Source organism: Streptomyces sp. NPDC048825, from assembly GCF_043198355.1.
GTDB lineage: Bacteria > Actinomycetota > Actinomycetes > Streptomycetales > Streptomycetaceae > Streptomyces > Streptomyces xiangluensis.
On sequence record NZ_JBICUR010000016.1, the window covers coordinates 77,319 to 96,371 of the forward strand.

Here is a 19,053-nt window from a genome sequence, read left to right on the forward strand (position 1 = left end):
ACCGCTGGTGCGTTTGTATCCCTGTGGGCCCCGGCGCTGGGCCGGGGGAGCAAGCGACCAACGGGGAACGTGGGGGAATCATGACCACTGCACGGAGGGTTGCGCTCGGCGCTGCCCTGATCACCGCGCTCACCGGCGTCGCACTGCCCGCGTCGGCCGCGCCACAGCCCGTGCCGCGCACCGAGAAGGCCAGCGTGGCACCGGACGGCACCGATGGGGACGCCTGGTCGACGGCCGAAGGGCTGAGCGCCGACGGACGGTACCTCGCCTTCACCTCGCAGGCCACCAATCTCGTCCCGGGTGACACGAACGACGCGCGGGACGCCTTCGTACGGGATCTGAGAACCGGTGAGACCCGCCGGGTGAGCACCGCAGCGGACGGCACGCAGGCCGACACCGGAGTCCACGACATCTCGCTGAGCGCCAACGGCCGCTACGCGGCGTTCAGTTCCAACGCGAGCAACCTGGTGCCCGGTGACACGGACGGCCGCACACACGTCTACGTGAAGGACCTCAAAACGGGTGCGGTCGACCGGATCGAGGACGTCGCGCCCGGATACGACACCGAGAACTCGCCGGTGATCAGCGCGAACGGACGCTATGTCGCCCTCGTCGCCAGACGTTCGGAACCCGTCCAGGGCGACGCATGGGGCAGTGTCCACCGGGTCGACCGCAAGACGGGCACGGCGGTCAGGGTCAGCCAGGTGCCCGAACCCAACCGGCCCAGGTCGGTCACCAACATCTCGATCAGTGCCGACGGCGAACGGGTCGGCTACCAGTTCTTCGTCCCGTTCCCCTCCAGCGGCGACTGGAGCGACATCTACGTCCGCGACGTACCGAGCGGGAAGCTGTGGCAGGCCGACAAGGCGCCGGACGGTGCGGTCTCCGACGCTCAGTCCGAGTACTCGTCCCTCAGCGCGGACGGCCGTTATGCGCTGTTCCGCTCGCTCGACTCGAAGCTGACGCCGGGCGACACCAACAAAGGACACAACGCGTTCATCCGCGACCTCGAGACCGGTGAGCTGCGCCGGATCGACGCAACGGACCCGTCGGAGTCCACCGGGTCCGCCGTGCTCAGTGCCGACAACCGCCGTCTCGCGTTCGTCTCGTCCAGCCCGAACACCGGCGACCACACGAGCCGTGTGTACGTACGCGATCTGCGCACCGGGCGCACCGAGCTGGTCAGCGCCGACAGTGAGGGCGGCTTGAACGACGACTCGGCGATCTCGCCGGTGATCGACGCGCACGGTCGCCGGGTGGCCTTCAGCTCGTACTCGGCCGACCTGGTGCCGGGCGACACCTACGACCATCAGCACGCGTACGTCCGCCAACTGCGCTGAGGTGCTCCCGACCCGGCGCAACCATGCGCTGGGTGACGTCCCGCTCGCATTCTGAGACAAACATGAGCATGGGGGCAGTCTGTGCCACACTGCCCCCGTGCTCTCGTTCGCCACGATTATTGGCAGCAGGCGCGCCGGTCCGCAGTGACCGCCCCGTACGACCACGTACGGGCGGACACCGTCGTCCTCGACCCGCGCGCAGACCTCTCGCACCCGCGAGGGGTTTTTCTGTTTCCCGGCCCAACCGCAGCCGGGGCGGAGCGCGAGGGATTATGAGGGCGGTGGAGCCGGTCATTCCGGTAGACCGCATCCCACACAGGAGCCAGTAGAGATGACAGACGCAACCGACGAGAATCAGGGTCCCTCCAACGTCGACGACGACTTCCACGTCTTCGACACGACGCTGCGCGACGGTGCGCAGCGCGAGGGCATCAACCTCACCGTCGCGGACAAGCTGGCCATCGCACGGCACCTGGACGACTTCGGCGTGGGCTTCATCGAGGGCGGCTGGCCCGGCGCCAACCCGCGCGACACCGAGTTCTTCGCCCGCGCCCGGCAGGAGATCCACTTCAAGCACGCCCAGCTCGTCGCCTTCGGCGCCACACGCCGCCCGGGCGGCAAGGCCGCCGAGGACGCCCAGGTCAACGCGCTCCTCGAGTCCGGCGCTCCCGTCATCTGCCTCGTCGCCAAGTCCCATGACCGGCATGTCGAGCTGGCCCTGCGTACGACACTCGACGAGAACCTGGAGATGGTCCGCGACACGGTGTCGTACCTCCGCTCCCAGGGCCGCCGGGTGTTCGTCGACTGCGAGCACTTCTTCGACGGCTACCGGGCGAACCCCGAGTACGCGAAGGCGGTCGTACGGGCGGCCTCGGAAGCGGGCGCCGACGTGGTCGTGCTCTGCGACACCAACGGCGGCATGCTGCCGGCCCAGGTCCAGGCCGTGGTCGCCACGGTCCTGGCCGACACGGGCGCCCGGCTCGGCATCCACGCCCAGGACGACACGGGTTGCGCGGTCGCGAACACCCTGGCCGCGGTGGACGCGGGCGCGACGCACGTCCAGTGCACGGCGAACGGATACGGGGAGCGGGTCGGCAACTCGAACCTGTTCCCGGTGGTGGCGGCACTGGAGCTGAAGTACGGCAAGAAGGTCCTCCCCGAAGGCGCGCTGTCCGAGATGACGCGCATCTCGCACGCGATCGCCGAGGTCGTGAACCTCACGCCGTCCACGCATGAGCCGTACGTAGGGGTCTCGGCCTTCGCGCACAAGGCGGGACTGCACGCGTCGGCGATCAAGGTCGACCCTGATCTGTACCAGCACATCGACCCCGAGCAGGTCGGCAACACCATGCGGATGCTGGTCTCCGACATGGCGGGCCGGGCGTCGATCGAGCTCAAGGGCAAGGAACTGGGCATCGACCTGGGCGACGACCGTGAGCTGGTGGGCCGGGTCGTGGAGCGGGTCAAGGAGCGCGAGCTCAAGGGGTACACGTACGAGGCGGCCGACGCCTCCTTCGAGCTTCTGCTCCGGGCGGAGGTGGAGGGCAAGGTCCGTAAGTACTTCGAGGTGGAGTCCTGGCGGGCGATCGTCGAGGACCGCCCCGACGGGTCCCACGCCAACGAGGCCACGGTCAAGCTCTTCGCCAAGGGCGAGCGCATCGTCGCGACGGCGGAGGGGAACGGTCCGGTGAACGCGCTGGACAAGACCCTGCGCGTGGCCCTGGAGAAGATCTACCCGCAGCTGGCCAACCTCGACCTGGTCGACTACAAGGTCCGCATCCTGGAGGGCAAGCACGGCACCTCCTCCACGACGCGGGTCCTCATCTCCACGTCGGACGGTGCGGGGGAGTGGTCGACGGTGGGCGTGGCGGACAACGTGATCGCCGCGTCGTGGCAGGCCCTGGAGGACGCGTACACGTACGGCTTGCTGCGGGCCGGGGTCGAGCCGGCGGAGTAAAGGGAGCCAGGGTGGACGGTGCTGCGCCCGGTGTGCACCGTCCACCCCACTTTGTGCCGTGCAGGAGTAAATTCGAAGGTATGAAGGCCGCACTGAACCGTGGACTGACCCTATTGGTGATCGCGTTCGCGGCCTTGGCGGTGCTCTCCGTCGGGGCCACGCGCGCCCATGCCGCGACAGATGTCTCGACGGTTGCGGAGGCCCTGCAGGAGAGCCCCGTGTACGTCGACCCCTCCATGTCCGGGCAACTGCCGAAGGCCGACGCCGAGGCCCTGGCCGACAAGATCGAGGACGCCGACAAGCCGGTCTTCGTCGCGGTGCTCCCCGCCGACTTCCCGAAGCAGGACCTCTTCCAGAACCTGCGCACGGCGACCGGTGTCACGGGCCTGTACGCGATCCGGCTCGGTGACGATTTCGACGCGAAGGCCGACGCGGCCGTCCTGCCGCCGAACGGCGTGGAGAACCTCGTCACCAGCGTCGAGGACGAGAACGGCACCAAGAACCAGCTCGACGACTTCACCGACCGCGCCCTCATGAACGTCGGCGGCTCCGCCCCCAACAGCTGGACCGACGGTGGCGGCGACGTCCCGACCGGCGCGCTGATCGGTGCCGGTGCGGTGCTCGCGGCCGGTGGCGCGGGCGCCTACACGCTCGTACGCCGCAACCGCCGCATGAAGGAAGAGGAGCGGCAGGCCGCGCTCGAGAAGCTCCGCGTGGTCGTCGACGAGGACATCACCGCCTTCGGTGAGGAGCTCGACCGGCTCGACTTCCACCCCGCCGAGAAGGGCGCGGACGACGCGATGCGCGCCGACTACGAGCGCGCCCTCGACGCGTACGAACAGGCGAAGTCGTTCATGGCCGCGGCGCAGCGCCCCGAGGAGGTGCGCGCGGTCACCCAGGCCCTGGAGGACGGCCGCTTCTCGCTCGCCGTGCTCGCCTCGCGTCGCGAGGGCCGTCCGCCGCCCGCGCGTCGCGCCCCCTGCTTCTTCGACCCGAGCCACGGTCCGTCGGTCGCCGACGCGACCTGGACACCCGACGGCGGCACACCCCGTGAGGTCCCGGTCTGCGCCGCCGACCGCACCCGCCTGACCGACGGCCTGGACCCCGCCGTCCGCGAGGTCGACACCGACACCGGCCGCCGCCCCTACTGGGAGGCGGGCCCGGCCTACGGCCCCTGGGCCGGCGGCTACTTCGGCGGCGGCATCCTTCCCGGTCTCCTCATCGGCACGTTGCTCGGCTCGATGATGGCCAGCCCCTCGTACGCGGCCACCTACGGCTCCGGCTACGGCGACTTCGGAGGCGGCGGCTACGAGGGCGGCGACGTCTCCGGCGCGGACTTCTCCTCCGGTGACTTCGGAGGCGGTTTCGGCGACGGCGGCTTCGGCGGGGGTGACTTCGGGGGCGGCTTCTGAGGCATCCCGTAATCCCGTAAAGGGCAAGGGGAACGGGTCCGGCGCAGAGGGCGCCGGACCCGCGTACGTTCGTACGAGGCTTACGTCGTCGTACGAGGCTTGCGTCAGAGAGAAGCCGCTGCCGAAGCGATCGCCGAGGCGAACGTGGAGACCTCCGTGTAGACGCCCGGAGCGTCCGGCCGAGCGCAGCCGTCGCCCCAGCTGACTATGCCGACCTGGATCCATTCACCGGCGTTGTCCTTGCGGAACATCGGCCCGCCGGAGTCACCCTGGCAGGTGTCGACGCCGCCCTGCTCGAAGCCGGCGCAGATCTCCTCGCCCGCCACGAGGTCACTGTAGAAACCGCCGTAGCCCTCACACGTGGCGTCGTCGATGAACGGCACGGTCGCCTTGAGCATGTAGCGCTGCTGGGCCCCGCCCTCGGTGGCCGCACCCCAGCCGGCGACGGTGAAGTCACCGGTGTTGTACTGGCTGCTGGTGGCGATCTTCAGCGTCGGCAGGTTGATGGGCTGGGCGAGCTTGATGAGCGCCCAGTCCTTGCCGGTGCCGTTGTAGCCCGGGGCCTGGAGGACCTTGGTGGAGCGCACCTGGACACGGCCGCTCGAGCTCTGCAGGTCCACGACACCGGCGGTGGCCGTGATGCTGGTGTTGTTGCCCGAGCCGCTCACGCAGTGCGCGGCGGTGAGCACGATCTGCTGGGTGTAGAGCGCACCTCCACAGCCCATGGAGAGCCGCACCATGAACGGGAACTCACCCTGCGCGGCGCGTGTTCCGCCCACGACGGGCGGGGTGGCGGCCGTAGCGCTGACGGGCTGAAGGCTGACGATCGCGAGGGCGGCGGCGCCGAGGACGGCGCATCTCTTGAACGCCTTGAGGAGCTTCTTCAACGTGATGCCTTCCGTGGGGGGTTGGGCATGATGTTGGGGTCCGGTTTATGTCAGGAACATGCCAAAGAAGTAACAGAAGATCGCACCTTCAGCGGCATGAGCTGGTGTTTTCTGTTGGAGGATTATGAGAACGCGGCACGCGCCGCCACAAGGCACGAATTCCGGCCACGCGTGTCCGGTTCCCGGTTGGGGGCGCCGCGTCAGGCGCGCGGGGCGCCGGCCCCGCAGGCTCCGATCATGATCGGACGGACGGGGCCGAGAGCGTGGCAAGTTCACCCAGGACCCGGGCCGCCGGCGCCGGGTCGACCAGCCACTTCAGGTGGCTGCCCTCGAGAGTGCGGACGTCGTACGGGTTGTCCGGCGTCAGCTCGTTGCCCTCGCGGATCAGCCGGTCCTGCATGGCGAGCGGCATGCTCGCGTCGTTGGCCAGGCGGACGAAGGTCTTCGGGACGCGCCCCCAGGTCGCGGCCTGCGCCCGGTCGGTGGAGGTGCCGACGTCCAGGTTCTCATCGGGCTGGAAGGTGTTCAGGAAGGTCAGGAACTCTTCGTCGGTGCCGTCGGCGAGGAAGGCCGCCTTGAGCGCCGCGAGGGCGTCCGGATCCGCGGTGCGGAAGTTGACGCGGAGCAGGCCGAGTTCGGCGGGATTCCCCGCCATCGCCGAAACCAGGGAAGCGGCGTCGACCGTGGCCATCTCCGGCTCGGCGTAGTAGTCGCCGACGTCGAGAGCGACCGGGCACCAGGCCGCGACATAGACGATGCGGTCGATCAGGTCCGGCCGCGCGTTGGCCGCGGCTGTGGCCGTGGCGCCGCCTCGGCTGTGGGCGCCAAGGATCACGGGGCCGTTCCGCCTGGCCCGTTCCAGGATCCCGATCAGGTGGGCAGCGTTGTCGGCGAGCGTGACACCTCTGATCGAACCGGGCGCGGTGGCGAGCCCGTCCAGATCCTGCGGCGCCTGATACGCGCGGGTGAAGGTCGCCCCGAAGCCGTGGCCGGGCAGGTCGACGGCGACCGAACGGTGTCCCAGGAGGCCGAGTTCGGCCTGGAGCGGTGCCAAGGAGAAGGAGTTCGCGAAGGCTCCGTGAACCAGTACGAACGTGGGTTGCATCTTCTGCTCACTTTCTGGCCTCTGCGGTGCCGGCGGCACGCGCGTCGCAAGCCTCATCGCCACGAGTTACCTCACGGCCGAGGGACGGGCCTTCGTCCTGCGGCGCACCGTCCCCGCCGCAGCGACGTCTTGGTGTGTGGTAAGCGCCAGGCGGCCAAGCGCGGAGCCTTCAGGGCGCCGTGCGGACAGTTGTTTGGACCGACGGATCACACTACCCAGCGGAAGATCATCCGCACTACGTGTATGAGCCCTTCCGCTTGCGTACTTCGCCCCGTCCGCGACGTTCCGGAGGTCCGGGGGCGGATCCCCCGGTTTCGGGAAGGGGCGGGCCCGGGGAAGAAAACGCCCGCACAAGCGACCCGCGTCAGCCGGCATCCGGCAGAGCCAGCCACTCCTTCCACGTCAGATCCCGCCCGATGAACCGCGGCCGCTCGAAGGGCCACGCCTCGCCGACCCACCGAGGCACGAACGCGTCGAGCTCCCGCTCCAGTTCAGTCCCGACGACGTCGTCCACCACCCACCACGAGACCTCGGCATCGGCGCCCGCCTTCTCCGGCGGATCGATGTAGACACACCCGTACTCGGTGGTGCCCGCCGCGTCGAACAACACGTAATTGAACGACTCATGCGCGGCGATCTCAGCCGCATGCCGCTCAAGATCCGCCTTGTTGGCCTCATACGTGATGGTGGCCGCGGGCCACCCCCAGGCCTCCCCGAAGATCTCCCACAACCGCTCCCGCGACCCCATCACGGTGGGGTAGTCGATCGGAGCGTCGGCTCCGCTGATCGGCCGGATGAACTGCCCACCGGGCAACTCGACACGTACGGGATGGACGAAGTCCGGGGGCAGCCAGGTCATGGCGGAAGGGTACGGGCGAAGGACTGGTCCCGCACCGGATTAATGCGCTGCCGGCCAAACCCCTCTGCCAGGAGGCCAGTTGCGAAAAGCGTGGCCACTTTCCGGGAAAGTGGCCACGCTTTCGCGGAGGGTACGCCTGGATCGCGTGTCACCGACCGGATTCGCCAACAGGATCCGTCCGTGGACGTGACCTCTGCTGGGTGAGCTGCAGCCGCCCGGTCACTCCCACTGTGAGTGCGAGCGCCACAAGCACGGCACTCACCCACAACGGTGAGCGATATCCGAGCCCTGCCCCGATCACGACCCCACCGACCCATGGGCCCACCGCGGCCCCGACATTGAACGCCGCCGTGGCGAAGCCGCCCGCCAGGGTCGGCGCGTCGGCTGCCGCGTACAGGGCCTGGGAGATCAGCGTGGATCCGACGGCGAACGAGAGCGCGCCCTGAACGAAGGCGAGTACAACCGCGGCCACCGGATGCCCCGCCGTCAGCGCGAGGACGCCCCATCCGACCAGCAGCGCCAACCCGCCGACCACCAGGAGCGGTACGGGCCGGGCATCAGCGATCCGCCCCCCGACGCTCACGCCCACGAACGACCCCAGCCCGAACAGCGCCAACACGACGGGCACCCACGCGGCCCCGAGCCCGGTGACCGAGGTGACCACCGGCGCGAGATAGGTGAACGTGCAGAAGGTCGCCCCGTTCACCAAGGCACCCAGGAGCAGGGTCAGTTGAAGCCGTGGCCCTCGCAACGCCCGTACTTCCTGGCGCACACTGACACTGGCGATGTCGGGAACCCCACCCGGCACGGACCGCAGAATCGCGAACAGGGCCGGTACGGACAGGACGACCACGGCCCAGAAGGCCGACCGCCATCCCCACATCTGCCCCAGCAAAGCCCCACCGGGAACCCCCGCCACACACGCGACGGTGACGCCACCGAGCAGCACGGACGTGGCCCGCCCCTTGGCCTTCGCGTCCACCATCGCGACGGCTGTCACGACAGCGACGGCAAGAAACCCGGCGTTGGCCAAGGCCCCCACGACTCGGGTGACCAGCAGCACGCCGAAGTCACTGGTGACTGCCCCCACCACATGGGCAACCAGAAAGGTCCCAAGAAACCCCAGCAACGCCCCACGTCGGGACCACCGCCGACTGACGACGGCCATCAACGGCGCCCCCACGATCATCCCGACAGCGAACGCCGAGGTCAGCGACCCGGCAGCCGGAACGGACACCCCCAAATCCCGCGCGATGTCCGGCACAAGGCCGGACAACATGAACTCAGACGTCCCCTGAGCGAAGACGGCAAGCCCCAACAGATACAGCCCAAACGGCATGAAAAACTCCGCACACCCGAAAACGAACACGGCCGACGGCACGGCGTTCCGGCAACGGTGAGGGGTGACGTGGATCGTCGATCTTTGATCGCTGATCGAGGAGCTTCAGCCCGACATCCCAAACAGCCACCGGAGAGCCGGTGGCTGGAGTCTTGACGCCTCGGGGCTGGACATGAGGGGCAGGTTAGTGACGCCCGCTGCCCCCGGTCCACTCAATTAACGCCGGGTCCCCCGCTCAAGAACGCGGCCCAGGTACGTTGCATCTATAGGACGGAAACTGTCCTATACCCGCCCTACTGTGCCTCTCATGGACACTCTCGACGGCCCGGAGATCAAGGTTTTCGACACCGCGGAACAGCTGGACGCCTGGCTCAATGCTCATGCCGGGCTGGAGCGCGGGATCTGGCTGAAGATCGCCAAGAAGGGCTCCGGCCGGACCACCGTCACCGTGGCGGAGGCCCTCGACGTGGCCCTCTGTCATGGGTGGATCGATGGTCAGCGCAGGCGCCACGACGAGACGTACTTCCTGCAGAAGTACACCCCGCGCCGGCCGCGCAGCGAGTGGTCCATGGTGAACGTGCGCAAGGTCGCGGCCCTCACGGCGGCCGGGCGTATGCGGCCCCGGGGGCTCGCGGAGGTGGCGGCGGCCAAGACGGACGGGCGTTGGGCGGCTGCTTACGAGTCGCAGCGCAGCGCCACTGTTCCGGACGATCTGGCCGCCGCGCTGGAACGCGATCCGCGTGCGAAGGAGGCCTTCGAGCGGCTCGGCAGGACCGGGCAGTATCAGGTCATGCTGGGACTGTTGAAGGCCAGGACTCCGGAGGTCAGGGCCGCTCGGCTGAACAAGGCCATCGCCGAGCTGGGGAGAGCCCCCATTTCAGGCCGGTCGCCCCGCGGCCCAGTCAGCCGACCCTAGCCCTGCTCATCCTTGGCGTACTTGATGAGCTGCGAGAAGTCGATCGCTCCAGGATCCCCGTGCAGGTTCTCGGGGACATGCATATGCCCGCACACCCCGTTGAAGTCGTTCCACTCCCCACCGCTCATCCGCTGTCCCTCATCGTTTCCGTACGACTTCGGGTAGGCGGGCCATGCCTTCGGGCCGGACAGCGGTACGTCGTGCTCGCTGTGCATCCATGCCAGGAAGCGGGCGACTCCGCGCAGGGCCCAATCGGGTGCCTTCGGCCAGTAGATGTGGGACTGGCCCGCCTCTTCCCACTTGGCGTGGGTGCTCGGGTCGCAGGTGCCGACGAGTTCGAGCTGGCAGACGTTGAGCGCGTTCGTCTCCACGCCGCCCGACTCGTTGACCAGGGCGCGGGACGAGGTCTCGATGTCGAAGTGCTGGTACCAGCGCAGCTTCTCGGCGGCCAGGTCCGGCACCGCCGTGAGGTTCGGGGCCGAGGCCCCGCCGCCGTAGTCCGGCAGGGTGCGGCCCTCCGTGGTGTGCAGGACGACGGCGTTGACCTCCATCGCGTCGCCGCCGTACTCGTCCTGGTACCAATGCGTCCGGCTCGCACCGGGGTAGCGCTGCGGTCCCGTCTTCGTGCTCAACTGCGTCTCCTGGAACTGGACTTCCCTGGACTCCCCATGCCGGGTCGCCAGGAAGGTTCATCGTGCGTCAACAGCCGTACCGGGTACGGCTGTTGCACACTACGCACACGAAATGGTCGCAGGAGTTCCGTCCGGCTCGGAGCGGCGGGACGTGACGGAACGTGCAGAGAGACCGCCCCCGCAGGATCAGGCGGCGTTCTTGATCGCCGAGATGTCGAAGTTCAGCTTGATCTTGTCGGAGATGAGGACGCCGCCCGTCTCCAGCGCCGCGTTCCACGTGAGGCCCCACTCCGAGCGCAGGATCTCCGCCTTGCCCTCGAAGCCGACGCGCTCGTTGCCGAAGGGGTCCTTCGCGGCGCCGTTGAACTCCAGGTCGATGGAGAGCTGCTTGGTGGTGCCGAGGATCGAGAGGTCGCCGGTGATGCGGTAGTCGTCGCCGCCGAGGGACTCCGCCTTGGTGGAGCGGAACGTCATCGTCGGGAACTCGTCCGTCTTGAAGAAGTCGGCGCTCTTGAGGTGGCCGTCACGGTCGGCGTTGCCGGTCTCGATGCTGTCCATCTTGACGTCGATGGTCGCAGTCGAGCGGGACGGGTCGCTGCCGTCCAGGTGCAGGGTGCCGGAGAAGTCGTTGAAGCTGCCCTTGACGTTGGTGACCATGGCGTGCCGGGCGACAAAGCCGATGGTGGTGTGCGACGCGTCGATGGTGTAGTCGCCGGTGAGGGCGGACAGATCGGCGGCCGGGGCAGCGGCGGTGGCGGTGTCGCTGGTGTTCTTGCTGCTGAAGAGACCCATGACTGGCTCCTTGGGGGACGAGCCTCGGCTCTGCACCGAGGCTGGTTCAACGTTCAACGATGTCCACCGTAGAACTATTCCGGGTTTCATGGGGATATTCGTACGGGGTCGCTCTTACGGGTCGTGCTCACGAGGCACACCGAACCGTCGGCGGAGCTCGGCAGAACCGGCCGGGTCCAGGCCCGCCCGCGTCATCTCCCGGCCCCCTTCCGCTCATTGGCCGGTCAATCCTGGTCACGAGTCTAGGGACGGGCCATGTGACGCGCGTACGCTGATGCGGCATGGGGGAGCTACGGGCGGATTGGCGGTTGAGGCTGCGGCGCGGGGATGCGAACGGGCCGGTGTGCGGTGCGGGTGTGCTGATCGCCCCGGACACCGCGATGACGTGTGCGCACGTGGTGCGCGACCCGGGCGACGTGATGTGGGTGGAATTCGCCGAGAACCGGGAGATCGAACCGGTGGCGGCGCGTGTCGCCGAGGGCGGCTGGCTGCCCGGTCCCGACGGCCAGGGCGAGGACGTCGCGTTACTCCGGCTGGCGAGCCCGCGCCCGCACGCGCGCCCCGCCACGCTGGAGTCCCGGATGTGGGCCGGACTCCAGGTGTACGCCACGGGGTACGCGAAGGGGTTCGAGGACGGGATGGCCCTGCACGGCACGATCGGCGGCGTGAGCGGCGAGTGGGTGCAGGTGGACGCCGTCCACCGCAGGGGGGTCGTCCGCCGGGGCTTCAGCGGCGCCGCCGTGTGCACCAGGCCGGACGAGCGGAACTCGGCCCGGGTGGTCGGCCTGATCGTCAGCTGGCGTGGCGACCTGGGTATGCCGCTGCCCGACGACAACCGGCTGGCTTTCTCGTATCTGATCCCCGTCGAGCGCATCGCCGAACTGTCGCCCACGGTCAAGGGGTTGATCGGTCCGGATGCCTGGGACCACGGCTTCGAGGACCGGCTGCGCACCTGGTTCGAGGACCCCGACGAGGATCCGGTGAAGATCACCGTCGTACCTCCGGACAGCGGTAAGGACCGCTCGCTGCAGTTCTTGCTGAACCGCGCCGGGCTGCGCTACCAGGGCGGTCGCTCCAGCAGATCCGGACTGGCAGACCACGCCATGGGCTACATCGCGTACACGCCCGGACGACAGTATCTGGCGTACTGGGACTGGCTGCTCGGCACCCGGCGCAGTCCGGGCCCGCCAACCCTGCGCGATCCCTCTCACCCCGTCACGGTTGCCGTCGAGGGCCTGGACAAGGAGCCCGAGCCCGGGCCGTTGATAGAGCTCCTGGACAGGCTGCGCAGGGTCGGCTTCAGGCTGCTGATCGTCTTCCGTACCGGTGGTGGCAGCGGCTGGACGGCGGCCGTCGACGAACTGCTGGCGCCCGCGCTCGCGGACCACGCAGATCGGCTGCTCGCTTGTCTGAAGCAACTCGAAGAAGACCACGCGGAACTGGAAGGCCCGTTGGGCAGCGGTTCACTCGGCTCGAAGTCCTTAGTGGCCGATCTGCGCCGCACGGAACGCGGCGCGATCGACGGCATCAGCGATCCGCAGGAGCGGCTGAAGCGGCTGCGCAAGCTGATCAAGACCTTGCGCGCGGACATCCGCGCCCATGTGCCCCCGGACCGCCGCTCGCACGGAGGACAGGCATGACCTCCTGCCCGCACCGCCGCTTCACCGGCGCCCCGTGCGGCGGCGCCGTCCTGCCCACGGGCTACTGCGCCGAGTGCGGTCGCGCCGAGAAGAACGACCCAGGCCTGCCCCAACTCCCCGAGAAATCCATGGAGTTCGGACCCAGGGAGCTGCTGGACCTGCCCGAACACGAGCCGCGGGCCCCCGAGGAGCGTCTGATCAGCGGTGAGGCACCGCTGCGTATCCGGATGACCTGCTCCTCGGCGGACTGCGGCATCACCTTCGCCCCGCCCTACACCGAGGGCCCGGTGCCGATTGAGGGCTACTGCCCGGTCTGCCGCGAGCGCTACTCGTACCGGCCCGAACTGGCTCGAAACGCTGTGCTGGGCGACAAGTACAAGATCATCGGGCCCATCGCGCACGGCGGCCAGGGCTGGGTCTATCTGGCCCGCGACACCAACCTCCGCGACGTCGTCGCCGTCAAGGGCCTGCTCAACCGGTACGAGGAGGACGGCGCCGCAAAGGCGGACGTGGAGCGCCGGAATCTGGTCGCGATCCGCCACCCCCGCATCGTCCAGATCCGCGACTTCGTCGGCCACCGCGACAAGTCCGGCAAGGTCACCGGCGGCTACATCGTCATGGACGACGTAGGCGACCGCACCCTCCAGGCGGTTGTGGAGGAGACCCGGCGAGGGGATTTCGTGCTCGACATCGAGCACGTCGCGGCGTACGGCTGTCAGATCCTCGAAGCCCTCGGTCACCTGCACGCCGGCGGCGAGAAGCAGTTCGTGTACGGGGACATGAAGCCGTCCAACGTCGTGCACCACAAGGACGGCGTCAAGGTCATCGACCTCGGCGGGATGCGCGAGCAGGGCCAGAGCGAGCCGCCCGCCCACGTCACCCCCGGCTACATGGCTCCCGAAGCGGAGACCGCCGCCACGCTCACCGGCGCCCATGATCTGCACACCGTCGGCGTCACCCTGCGCGAGCTGGCCACCTGGGCCGTCGGAGACGACGTACCGGGGCTAGGCACCGCCTCCTTCCACTGGGTCGTCAAGCGCGCCACCCGGGAGGATCCCGAGCGCCGCTTCGCCGACGCCCAGGAGATGGCCGGCCAACTGCGCGGCGCACTGCGGGAGATCCGCGCCCTGCGCGGCAAGACCGACCCGCCCGAGCCCTCCGCGTACTTCCGGCCCTCCGCCCAGCTGCTCGGCGCACGGCTCGGCACCGTGCCCGGGCTCGACCACTGGCTGGCTCGTCCGCGCCGAGACCGGCACAGCCCGCCCGCCGCGCCGGCCCTGGACCTCGGCGCGCCCACCCCCACCGAGATCGCCCGCTATCTGCCGGTGCCGCGGCGCTATCCGGGCGATCCGCAGACCAGCCAGTTCGAGATAAGCAGTGGCTACGACCCCGGGAAACTCCTGAGCCAGGACAGCGAGCGGCCCACCTCGGTGGAGATCTGCCTGCACAACGTACGCGTCCTCGTGAGCCGGGACGGCAGGGACGACCTGGAGCGCGCCCGGGAGGAGCTCGGCACCGCCGACCACATCCCCGGACCCCGGGCCGTGCGCGACTGGCGGATTCAGTGGCATCGCGCCCTGGTCGCGCTGCGCCTCGCCGACCTCGACGACGACCCGCGCCAAGTCGCCCAGGCCCAGGAGCACTTCACCCAGGTCCGCTTCGACCTGCCCGGAGAGTACGCGCCCAAACTGGCGCTCGCCTACTGCATCGAAGCGCTCGGTGAGGCCACGGGAGGAGGCGGCGAGCCCACCGCTCGGCAACTGTACGAATCGGTGCTCGCCCGCAACCGCTCGCACGGCGGTGCCGCCCTGGGCCTGGCGAGGATCGCGCTGCGCGAGGGCAACCGCGGGGCCGCTCTGGACGTGCTCGGCCGGGTCCCCGTCGGCTCGCTCGACCACACCGTGGCCGCCATCGCCGCCCTGCGCATCCGGGCCGCACGGCTGCCCGCCGGGTCACGCCCGCTGCCCGCCCCCGAGGACGTGGACGCCGGCCTCGACGAACTGCGGCGTGTCGGCGAACAGGCGCCGGGCGCCTCCGAGTTGCGGCTCTCCGAGGACGAGGCGCTGCGGCTGCGTACCGAACTGTACGAATGGAAGCTCGACGCGCTGTACGCACGCGGCGAACGCGTCGGGACGCGCCGCGAGCTGCCGTCCGCGGAGCGTGACGTACGCGAACAACTCGAGCAGCACTACCGGCAGTTGGCCGCACACCACCAGGACTCGGCCACCGCGCACGAGCACTTGGTCGACCTGTCCCACGCGATACGACCGCAGACCCTCGTCTGACTCCGGCCCGAACCCGCACAGGTAAAAGCCACAGCCATCGCTGAAGCAGAGCAGAGCGCACAAAGCCGAAGGAGCGCTGGAGGACTCATGAGCAGCCCCACCCGGTCGCGACAGCTGGACATTCGGCTCTCCGTCGATCTCGAACGCGATCAGCGCCCGCACCGCAGCGCCAAGATCGAGGCGCATCTGCGAGTCGAGATCGCCGACACCGGCGTCCCCGCCGAACTCCCGGCCGTCGAACTCGCTGTGATCATCGCCCTCGACGTCGCCGAGCCGCACCGCCACACTGTGCGGCACGCGCTGCCCGCGGCACTGCGCGCCCTGCCCGACGGCATCTCCTACGCCGTACTCGGCTCCGGCCCCGAGCCGGAACTGTGCTACCCGGTCGGCGGCGAGGAGTGGGCCGTGGCCGACACACACGACAAGCGCCGCGCCGCCTTCGCGGCCCAAGTCCTCGCCCTCCACCGGGACGGCCCGCGCCCGGCCGGGTACGCCGTTTGGCTGGCCCGGGCACGGGCCCTGCTCGCCGCCCGCCCCTTGCCCGTACGTCATCTGCTGCTGATCACCGACGGCAGCAGCGGCCCCGGCGAAACCCGCCTGGAGGAGGAACTCGACGCCTGCGCCGGGCAGTTCACCTGCGATGTGCTGGCCGTCGGCAACGACTGGGTGCCCGAGCCGCTGCTGACCATGGCCGAACGCCTGCACGGCACCGCCGAGTTCGTGGAGGAGCGGCTGGGCAACGCCATCTCAGAAGCGATCCGGCGGCTGCGCCGGGTGCACAGCCCCGAACTGCCCATCGAGGTGACCGCCCGGCCCACCGTGCGCCAGGTCGGTCTCGGCGAGAAGGCGCCACGGCCGCACCGGCTCCGCGCTCTGCCCGAGCCGGGACGCCCGCCCCGCTGGCGGTTCCCCACGTACCAGTGGGAGTCGGGTGTCCGCGACTACCTGCTCACCCTGGCCGTCGACGCCGAGGGCGACCCGCTGGAGACCAGCCTTCAGTTCGCCATGGTCAGCATCGGCGATCAGTCCGTGCCCGTGATAGCCCGCTGGCATCGCGCCGACGAGCGGAAGCCCTGCGTCGTGGACCCGGTAGGCGGCGCAAGCCTCCGCAGCATGCACGACGTCACTGCCATGCACCGCGCTCTGCGCACCGGCCTCCGCGCCCTCGATCCGCTGCAACGCGAGATCGCCGAGCGGCACTTGGGCGAGGCCGCGCGCCTTGCCACGCGGCTCGGCGTCGAGCATGTGCTGGAGGACATACGTGTGTTCGCGGACATCATCGACGCCGAGGCGGGCCGGGTCCGGCTGCACGCCACGGTGAACACCGACACGCTCGGCCAGAGGATCCTGTGGGCCGGATCGCGGCCCGGCGGACCGCTGACCGAGGCCCCGACCAGGACAGGCGGCGGCCCGCGCTGTGCGGGCTGCGAGCACCCCGCGGGCCGTGAGGCCCGCTACTGCATCAAGTGCGGAAGGGAACTGCTGTGAGCGACCAGGCGACGAAGCGTCCCGCCGCAGCGGCCGGCGCCGGCCCTCGCACAGGGACGGGGCCGTCAGCCGCGTACCGCAGACGGCTCAGCCGCTACCGGACCCGCAGACTCCTGGAATTCCACCTCCTGGCGATGGCCCTTGCTGCGATCGTCGCGGTCAGCGCGCTCCTCGTCTCGTACCGCGAAGTGGTGCTGAGCGCCGACGGACTGCGTTCCCAGGCCGCCCCCGCGGTGCAGGGCGTGGCCGCGACACGGCTGGCACTGCTGCGGGCCGACTGGGAGGCCAACTGGGTCAAGAGGAACCTCAACGGCGTGCCGGGCGCGGAGGAGAGCTACCAGTCGCAGCTCTCGGCGGCCGACCAGAGCCTGTCCCGGCTCGCCGAAAGGACCAGTGACGATCTCGGCACGGTCAACGGCCTGCTCGACTCGTACGACAACTCCATCACGCTCGGCGCACTCCGCTACCAGGACGACAAGCCCATACAGGAGCAGAAGTTCAGCGAGGCGGGCTCGCTGCTCATCCGCTCCGAGAGCGGTCTGGTGCCGCGCCTGGACAGCTTGCAGGACCGGCAGATGAATCGCGTGGAGCGGCTCGCCACGATGGGAGCACTCGGGTACACCGGCTGGGCCGTGGCCGAACTCGCTCTGCTCGTTCTCGCGTTGATGCTGCTGTCCGCGCTCTGGGTACTGCGCGACCGCTGCGGCCGCGACTACAATCCATGGCTGCTCAGCGCCCTCGTACTCACCGTCGCCCTCGCCGTGGTCCCACTCCTCGCCACGACCGCCACCCAGCGGCACCTGGACAACGCCCGAGAAACGCTCACCGAGATCAGAAGCGTCGCAGAACAGGCCGAGCGCTCCACGGACACCGGCGATCTGGCCGGGCGCCATCGGCTCGAGGAGGACCAGAATCTCGTCTCCCGCATGTCCAATGACGTACGTGAGGAGCTCAAGGCCCGCGAGTGGCAGAGCTCGGTGTACTACGGCGCGCTAGGCGGCGGCATCCTCGTCGCAGTCCTGCCCGCCGCCGGCATCGGACGCAGGCTCAACGCCGACTACTGGAGGGCCCGTTGACCAGGCTCCGCACCGTACTCCTTGTCTGCGCCCTGCTCTTCACGGCGTCTGGCTGCGAACTCGCGGCACCGGGCCAGACGGAGGGCGAGGAGAAGGTCACCATCCTCGGCACCTGGACCGGCCGCCAGGGAGAGCAGTTCGAGGCCCTCCTCGAGAGCTTCGACATCCCGTACGAGTACCAAGGCACCGCCGCGCAGCGCGAGGTGCTGCTCTCTCAGGTGCAGGCGGGCGAGCCCCCCGACATCGTGATCATGCCTGGCATCGGCGAACTCGCCGAGTACGCCTACCAGAGGCGCCTGAAGCGGCTCGACGGCCTTGGCGTCTACAACAAGGGCGAGTACGGCCCGCCCTGGCAGCCCTCCGGCAAAGGCGCGGGGCCGGTGCACTGGGTGCCGCTGAGGGCCGACTTGAAGAGCATCGTCTGGCACCGCAAGGACACCGAACCGACCAAGTCACCTCAGCCGCTCGCGAGTTGGTGCATCGGCATGGGCGACGACGGCCCCTCCGGCTGGCCCGGCACCGACTGGATCGAGGACCTGGTGCTACAGGACTCCGGCCCCAAGGCGTACGAGCGGTGGGTGCGCGGCGATCTGGAGTGGACCTCGCCCGAGGTGCGGGATGCCTGGCTGGCCTGGGGCTCACTGCTCGCCCAGGACGCCCACTTGGCCAAGACCGCCCTGACCGCAGACCATCGAGGGCCCGACAACGGCAATGGGCTCCTGTTCGGCAAGGGCAACTGCACGCTGGAGCACCAGGGCTCCTTCGCGCCCTTCTTCTACGGCGACAGGGCCAACGAGGCCACCTTCATGGACTCGGCCCAGCTGCTGCCCGGCGGCCCCTACGAGAAGGTGAAGGCCCACGAGGTGACCGGAGACTTCGCCGCACTCTTCAGCGACAGCACTCAGGCCAGGAAGCTGCTGGGCAGGCTCGCCTCACAGTCAGGTCAGCAGGAATGGGTGGACTTGGCTCGAGTGTTCTCCGCCAACAACAAGGTCCGCCCCAGGAGCGGTGACGTGGAGGGCGAAGTCGCCGAGCGGCTCACCTCCCCAGACACCCCTCGCTGCCTGGACGCCTCGGACGTGATGCCCCCCGCGGTACGCGACGCCTTCCACGAAGCGACTCTGCTTACCCTCACCCGCTACAGCCAGGGCAGGGGGCGGGAGAGCGTCAAGGGCATCCTGGAAGACGTCCAGCTGGTGCAGAAGAACCAGGCCAAGAACCAGTTCGCCCCCACCGATGTGTGCAGCACGCCACAGTAGGCCCCTTTGTAGAACCCCAACAAGCCAGACCGCCCCTGAGCTGGTGGTTGACCCGCATGCCTCCCA

At 69.3% G+C, this 19,053-nt stretch carries 15 protein-coding genes; 9 read left to right on the top strand and 6 right to left on the bottom strand.

The window, feature by feature from the left end:
* Window positions 1-80 precede the first annotated feature (80 nt).
* The 3 genes from ACGFNK_RS32845 to ACGFNK_RS32855 all read left to right on the top strand — a co-directional run bounded on the left by ACGFNK_RS32845 (window position 81) and on the right by ACGFNK_RS32855 (window position 4,709).
* A complete protein-coding gene (locus tag ACGFNK_RS32845) occupies window positions 81-1,340 on the top strand; it encodes a TolB family protein (protein ID WP_393421729.1) in 1,260 nt (419 codons plus the stop codon).
* Window positions 1,341-1,671: 331 nt separating this feature from the next.
* Window positions 1,672-3,297: a citramalate synthase gene (gene cimA, locus ACGFNK_RS32850; RefSeq protein WP_393421731.1), complete on the top strand. Its 1,626-nt coding sequence runs from the start codon at window positions 1,672-1,674 to the stop codon at window positions 3,295-3,297.
* 80 nt (window positions 3,298-3,377) lie between these two features.
* Window positions 3,378-4,709, top strand: coding sequence for a hypothetical protein (locus ACGFNK_RS32855; RefSeq protein ID WP_393421733.1), 1,332 nt, complete (start codon window positions 3,378-3,380; stop codon window positions 4,707-4,709).
* Window positions 4,710-4,813: 104 nt separating this feature from the next.
* Here ACGFNK_RS32855 and ACGFNK_RS32860 read toward each other — a convergent pair whose 3' ends face one another.
* The 4 genes from ACGFNK_RS32860 to ACGFNK_RS32875 all read right to left on the bottom strand — a co-directional run bounded on the left by ACGFNK_RS32860 (window position 4,814) and on the right by ACGFNK_RS32875 (window position 8,899).
* Window positions 4,814-5,596, bottom strand: coding sequence for a S1 family peptidase (locus ACGFNK_RS32860; protein ID WP_393421735.1), 783 nt, complete (start codon window positions 5,594-5,596; stop codon window positions 4,814-4,816).
* A 235-nt stretch (window positions 5,597-5,831) separates the two neighbouring features.
* The gene (locus tag ACGFNK_RS32865; protein ID WP_393421737.1) at window positions 5,832-6,701 is read right to left on the bottom strand and encodes an alpha/beta hydrolase; all 870 of its coding nucleotides are present in this window, start codon (window positions 6,699-6,701) and stop codon (window positions 5,832-5,834) included.
* Between the two features lie 364 nt (window positions 6,702-7,065).
* Window positions 7,066-7,560 carry an N-acetyltransferase gene (locus tag ACGFNK_RS32870; protein ID WP_386356735.1) on the bottom strand — a complete coding sequence of 165 codons (495 nt, stop codon included), beginning with the start codon at window positions 7,558-7,560 and terminating at the stop codon, window positions 7,066-7,068.
* Between the two features lie 148 nt (window positions 7,561-7,708).
* Window positions 7,709-8,899 (bottom strand): Cmx/CmrA family chloramphenicol efflux MFS transporter, encoded by a 1,191-nt coding sequence (locus ACGFNK_RS32875; protein ID WP_393421739.1) that lies wholly within the window; start codon window positions 8,897-8,899, stop codon window positions 7,709-7,711.
* A gap of 307 nt (window positions 8,900-9,206) precedes the next feature.
* Here ACGFNK_RS32875 and ACGFNK_RS32880 point away from each other — a divergent pair, with 307 nt between their 5' ends.
* Window positions 9,207-9,815, top strand: a complete 609-nt coding sequence (locus tag ACGFNK_RS32880; protein ID WP_393421741.1) for a YdeI family protein — start codon at window positions 9,207-9,209, stop codon at window positions 9,813-9,815.
* Here ACGFNK_RS32880 and ACGFNK_RS32885 read toward each other — a convergent pair.
* Together ACGFNK_RS32885 and ACGFNK_RS32890 are read right to left on the bottom strand one after the other, a co-directional pair.
* Complete coding sequence (locus ACGFNK_RS32885; RefSeq protein WP_393421743.1) at window positions 9,812-10,447, bottom strand: hypothetical protein; 636 nt, start codon at window positions 10,445-10,447, stop codon at window positions 9,812-9,814. The two genes, ACGFNK_RS32880 and ACGFNK_RS32885, sit on opposite strands and share 4 nt — an antisense overlap.
* A gap of 186 nt (window positions 10,448-10,633) precedes the next feature.
* Window positions 10,634-11,239 (bottom strand): YceI family protein, encoded by a 606-nt coding sequence (locus tag ACGFNK_RS32890; RefSeq protein WP_393421745.1) that lies wholly within the window; start codon window positions 11,237-11,239, stop codon window positions 10,634-10,636.
* Between the two features lie 281 nt (window positions 11,240-11,520).
* Between ACGFNK_RS32890 and ACGFNK_RS32895 the strand changes: the two genes are divergently transcribed.
* The 5 genes from ACGFNK_RS32895 (at window position 11,521) to ACGFNK_RS32915 (ending at window position 18,987) form a co-directional block, all read left to right on the top strand.
* Window positions 11,521-12,879, top strand: coding sequence for a serine protease (locus tag ACGFNK_RS32895; protein WP_393421747.1), 1,359 nt, complete (start codon window positions 11,521-11,523; stop codon window positions 12,877-12,879).
* Entirely contained in the window at window positions 12,876-15,164 is a 2,289-nt protein-coding gene (locus tag ACGFNK_RS32900; protein WP_393421750.1) for a tetratricopeptide repeat protein, read from the top strand. The genes ACGFNK_RS32895 and ACGFNK_RS32900 overlap by 4 nt, the downstream gene beginning before the upstream one ends.
* A gap of 87 nt (window positions 15,165-15,251) precedes the next feature.
* Window positions 15,252-16,652 (top strand): hypothetical protein, encoded by a 1,401-nt coding sequence (locus tag ACGFNK_RS32905; protein ID WP_393421752.1) that lies wholly within the window; start codon window positions 15,252-15,254, stop codon window positions 16,650-16,652.
* A complete protein-coding gene (locus ACGFNK_RS32910) occupies window positions 16,649-17,728 on the top strand; it encodes a hypothetical protein (RefSeq protein WP_393421754.1) in 1,080 nt (359 codons plus the stop codon). The genes ACGFNK_RS32905 and ACGFNK_RS32910 overlap by 4 nt, the downstream gene beginning before the upstream one ends.
* Window positions 17,725-18,987 (top strand): ABC transporter substrate-binding protein, encoded by a 1,263-nt coding sequence (locus tag ACGFNK_RS32915; protein ID WP_393421756.1) that lies wholly within the window; start codon window positions 17,725-17,727, stop codon window positions 18,985-18,987. Before ACGFNK_RS32910 ends, ACGFNK_RS32915 begins: the two co-directional genes overlap by 4 nt.
* The last annotated feature ends 66 nt before the right edge of the window (window positions 18,988-19,053 follow it).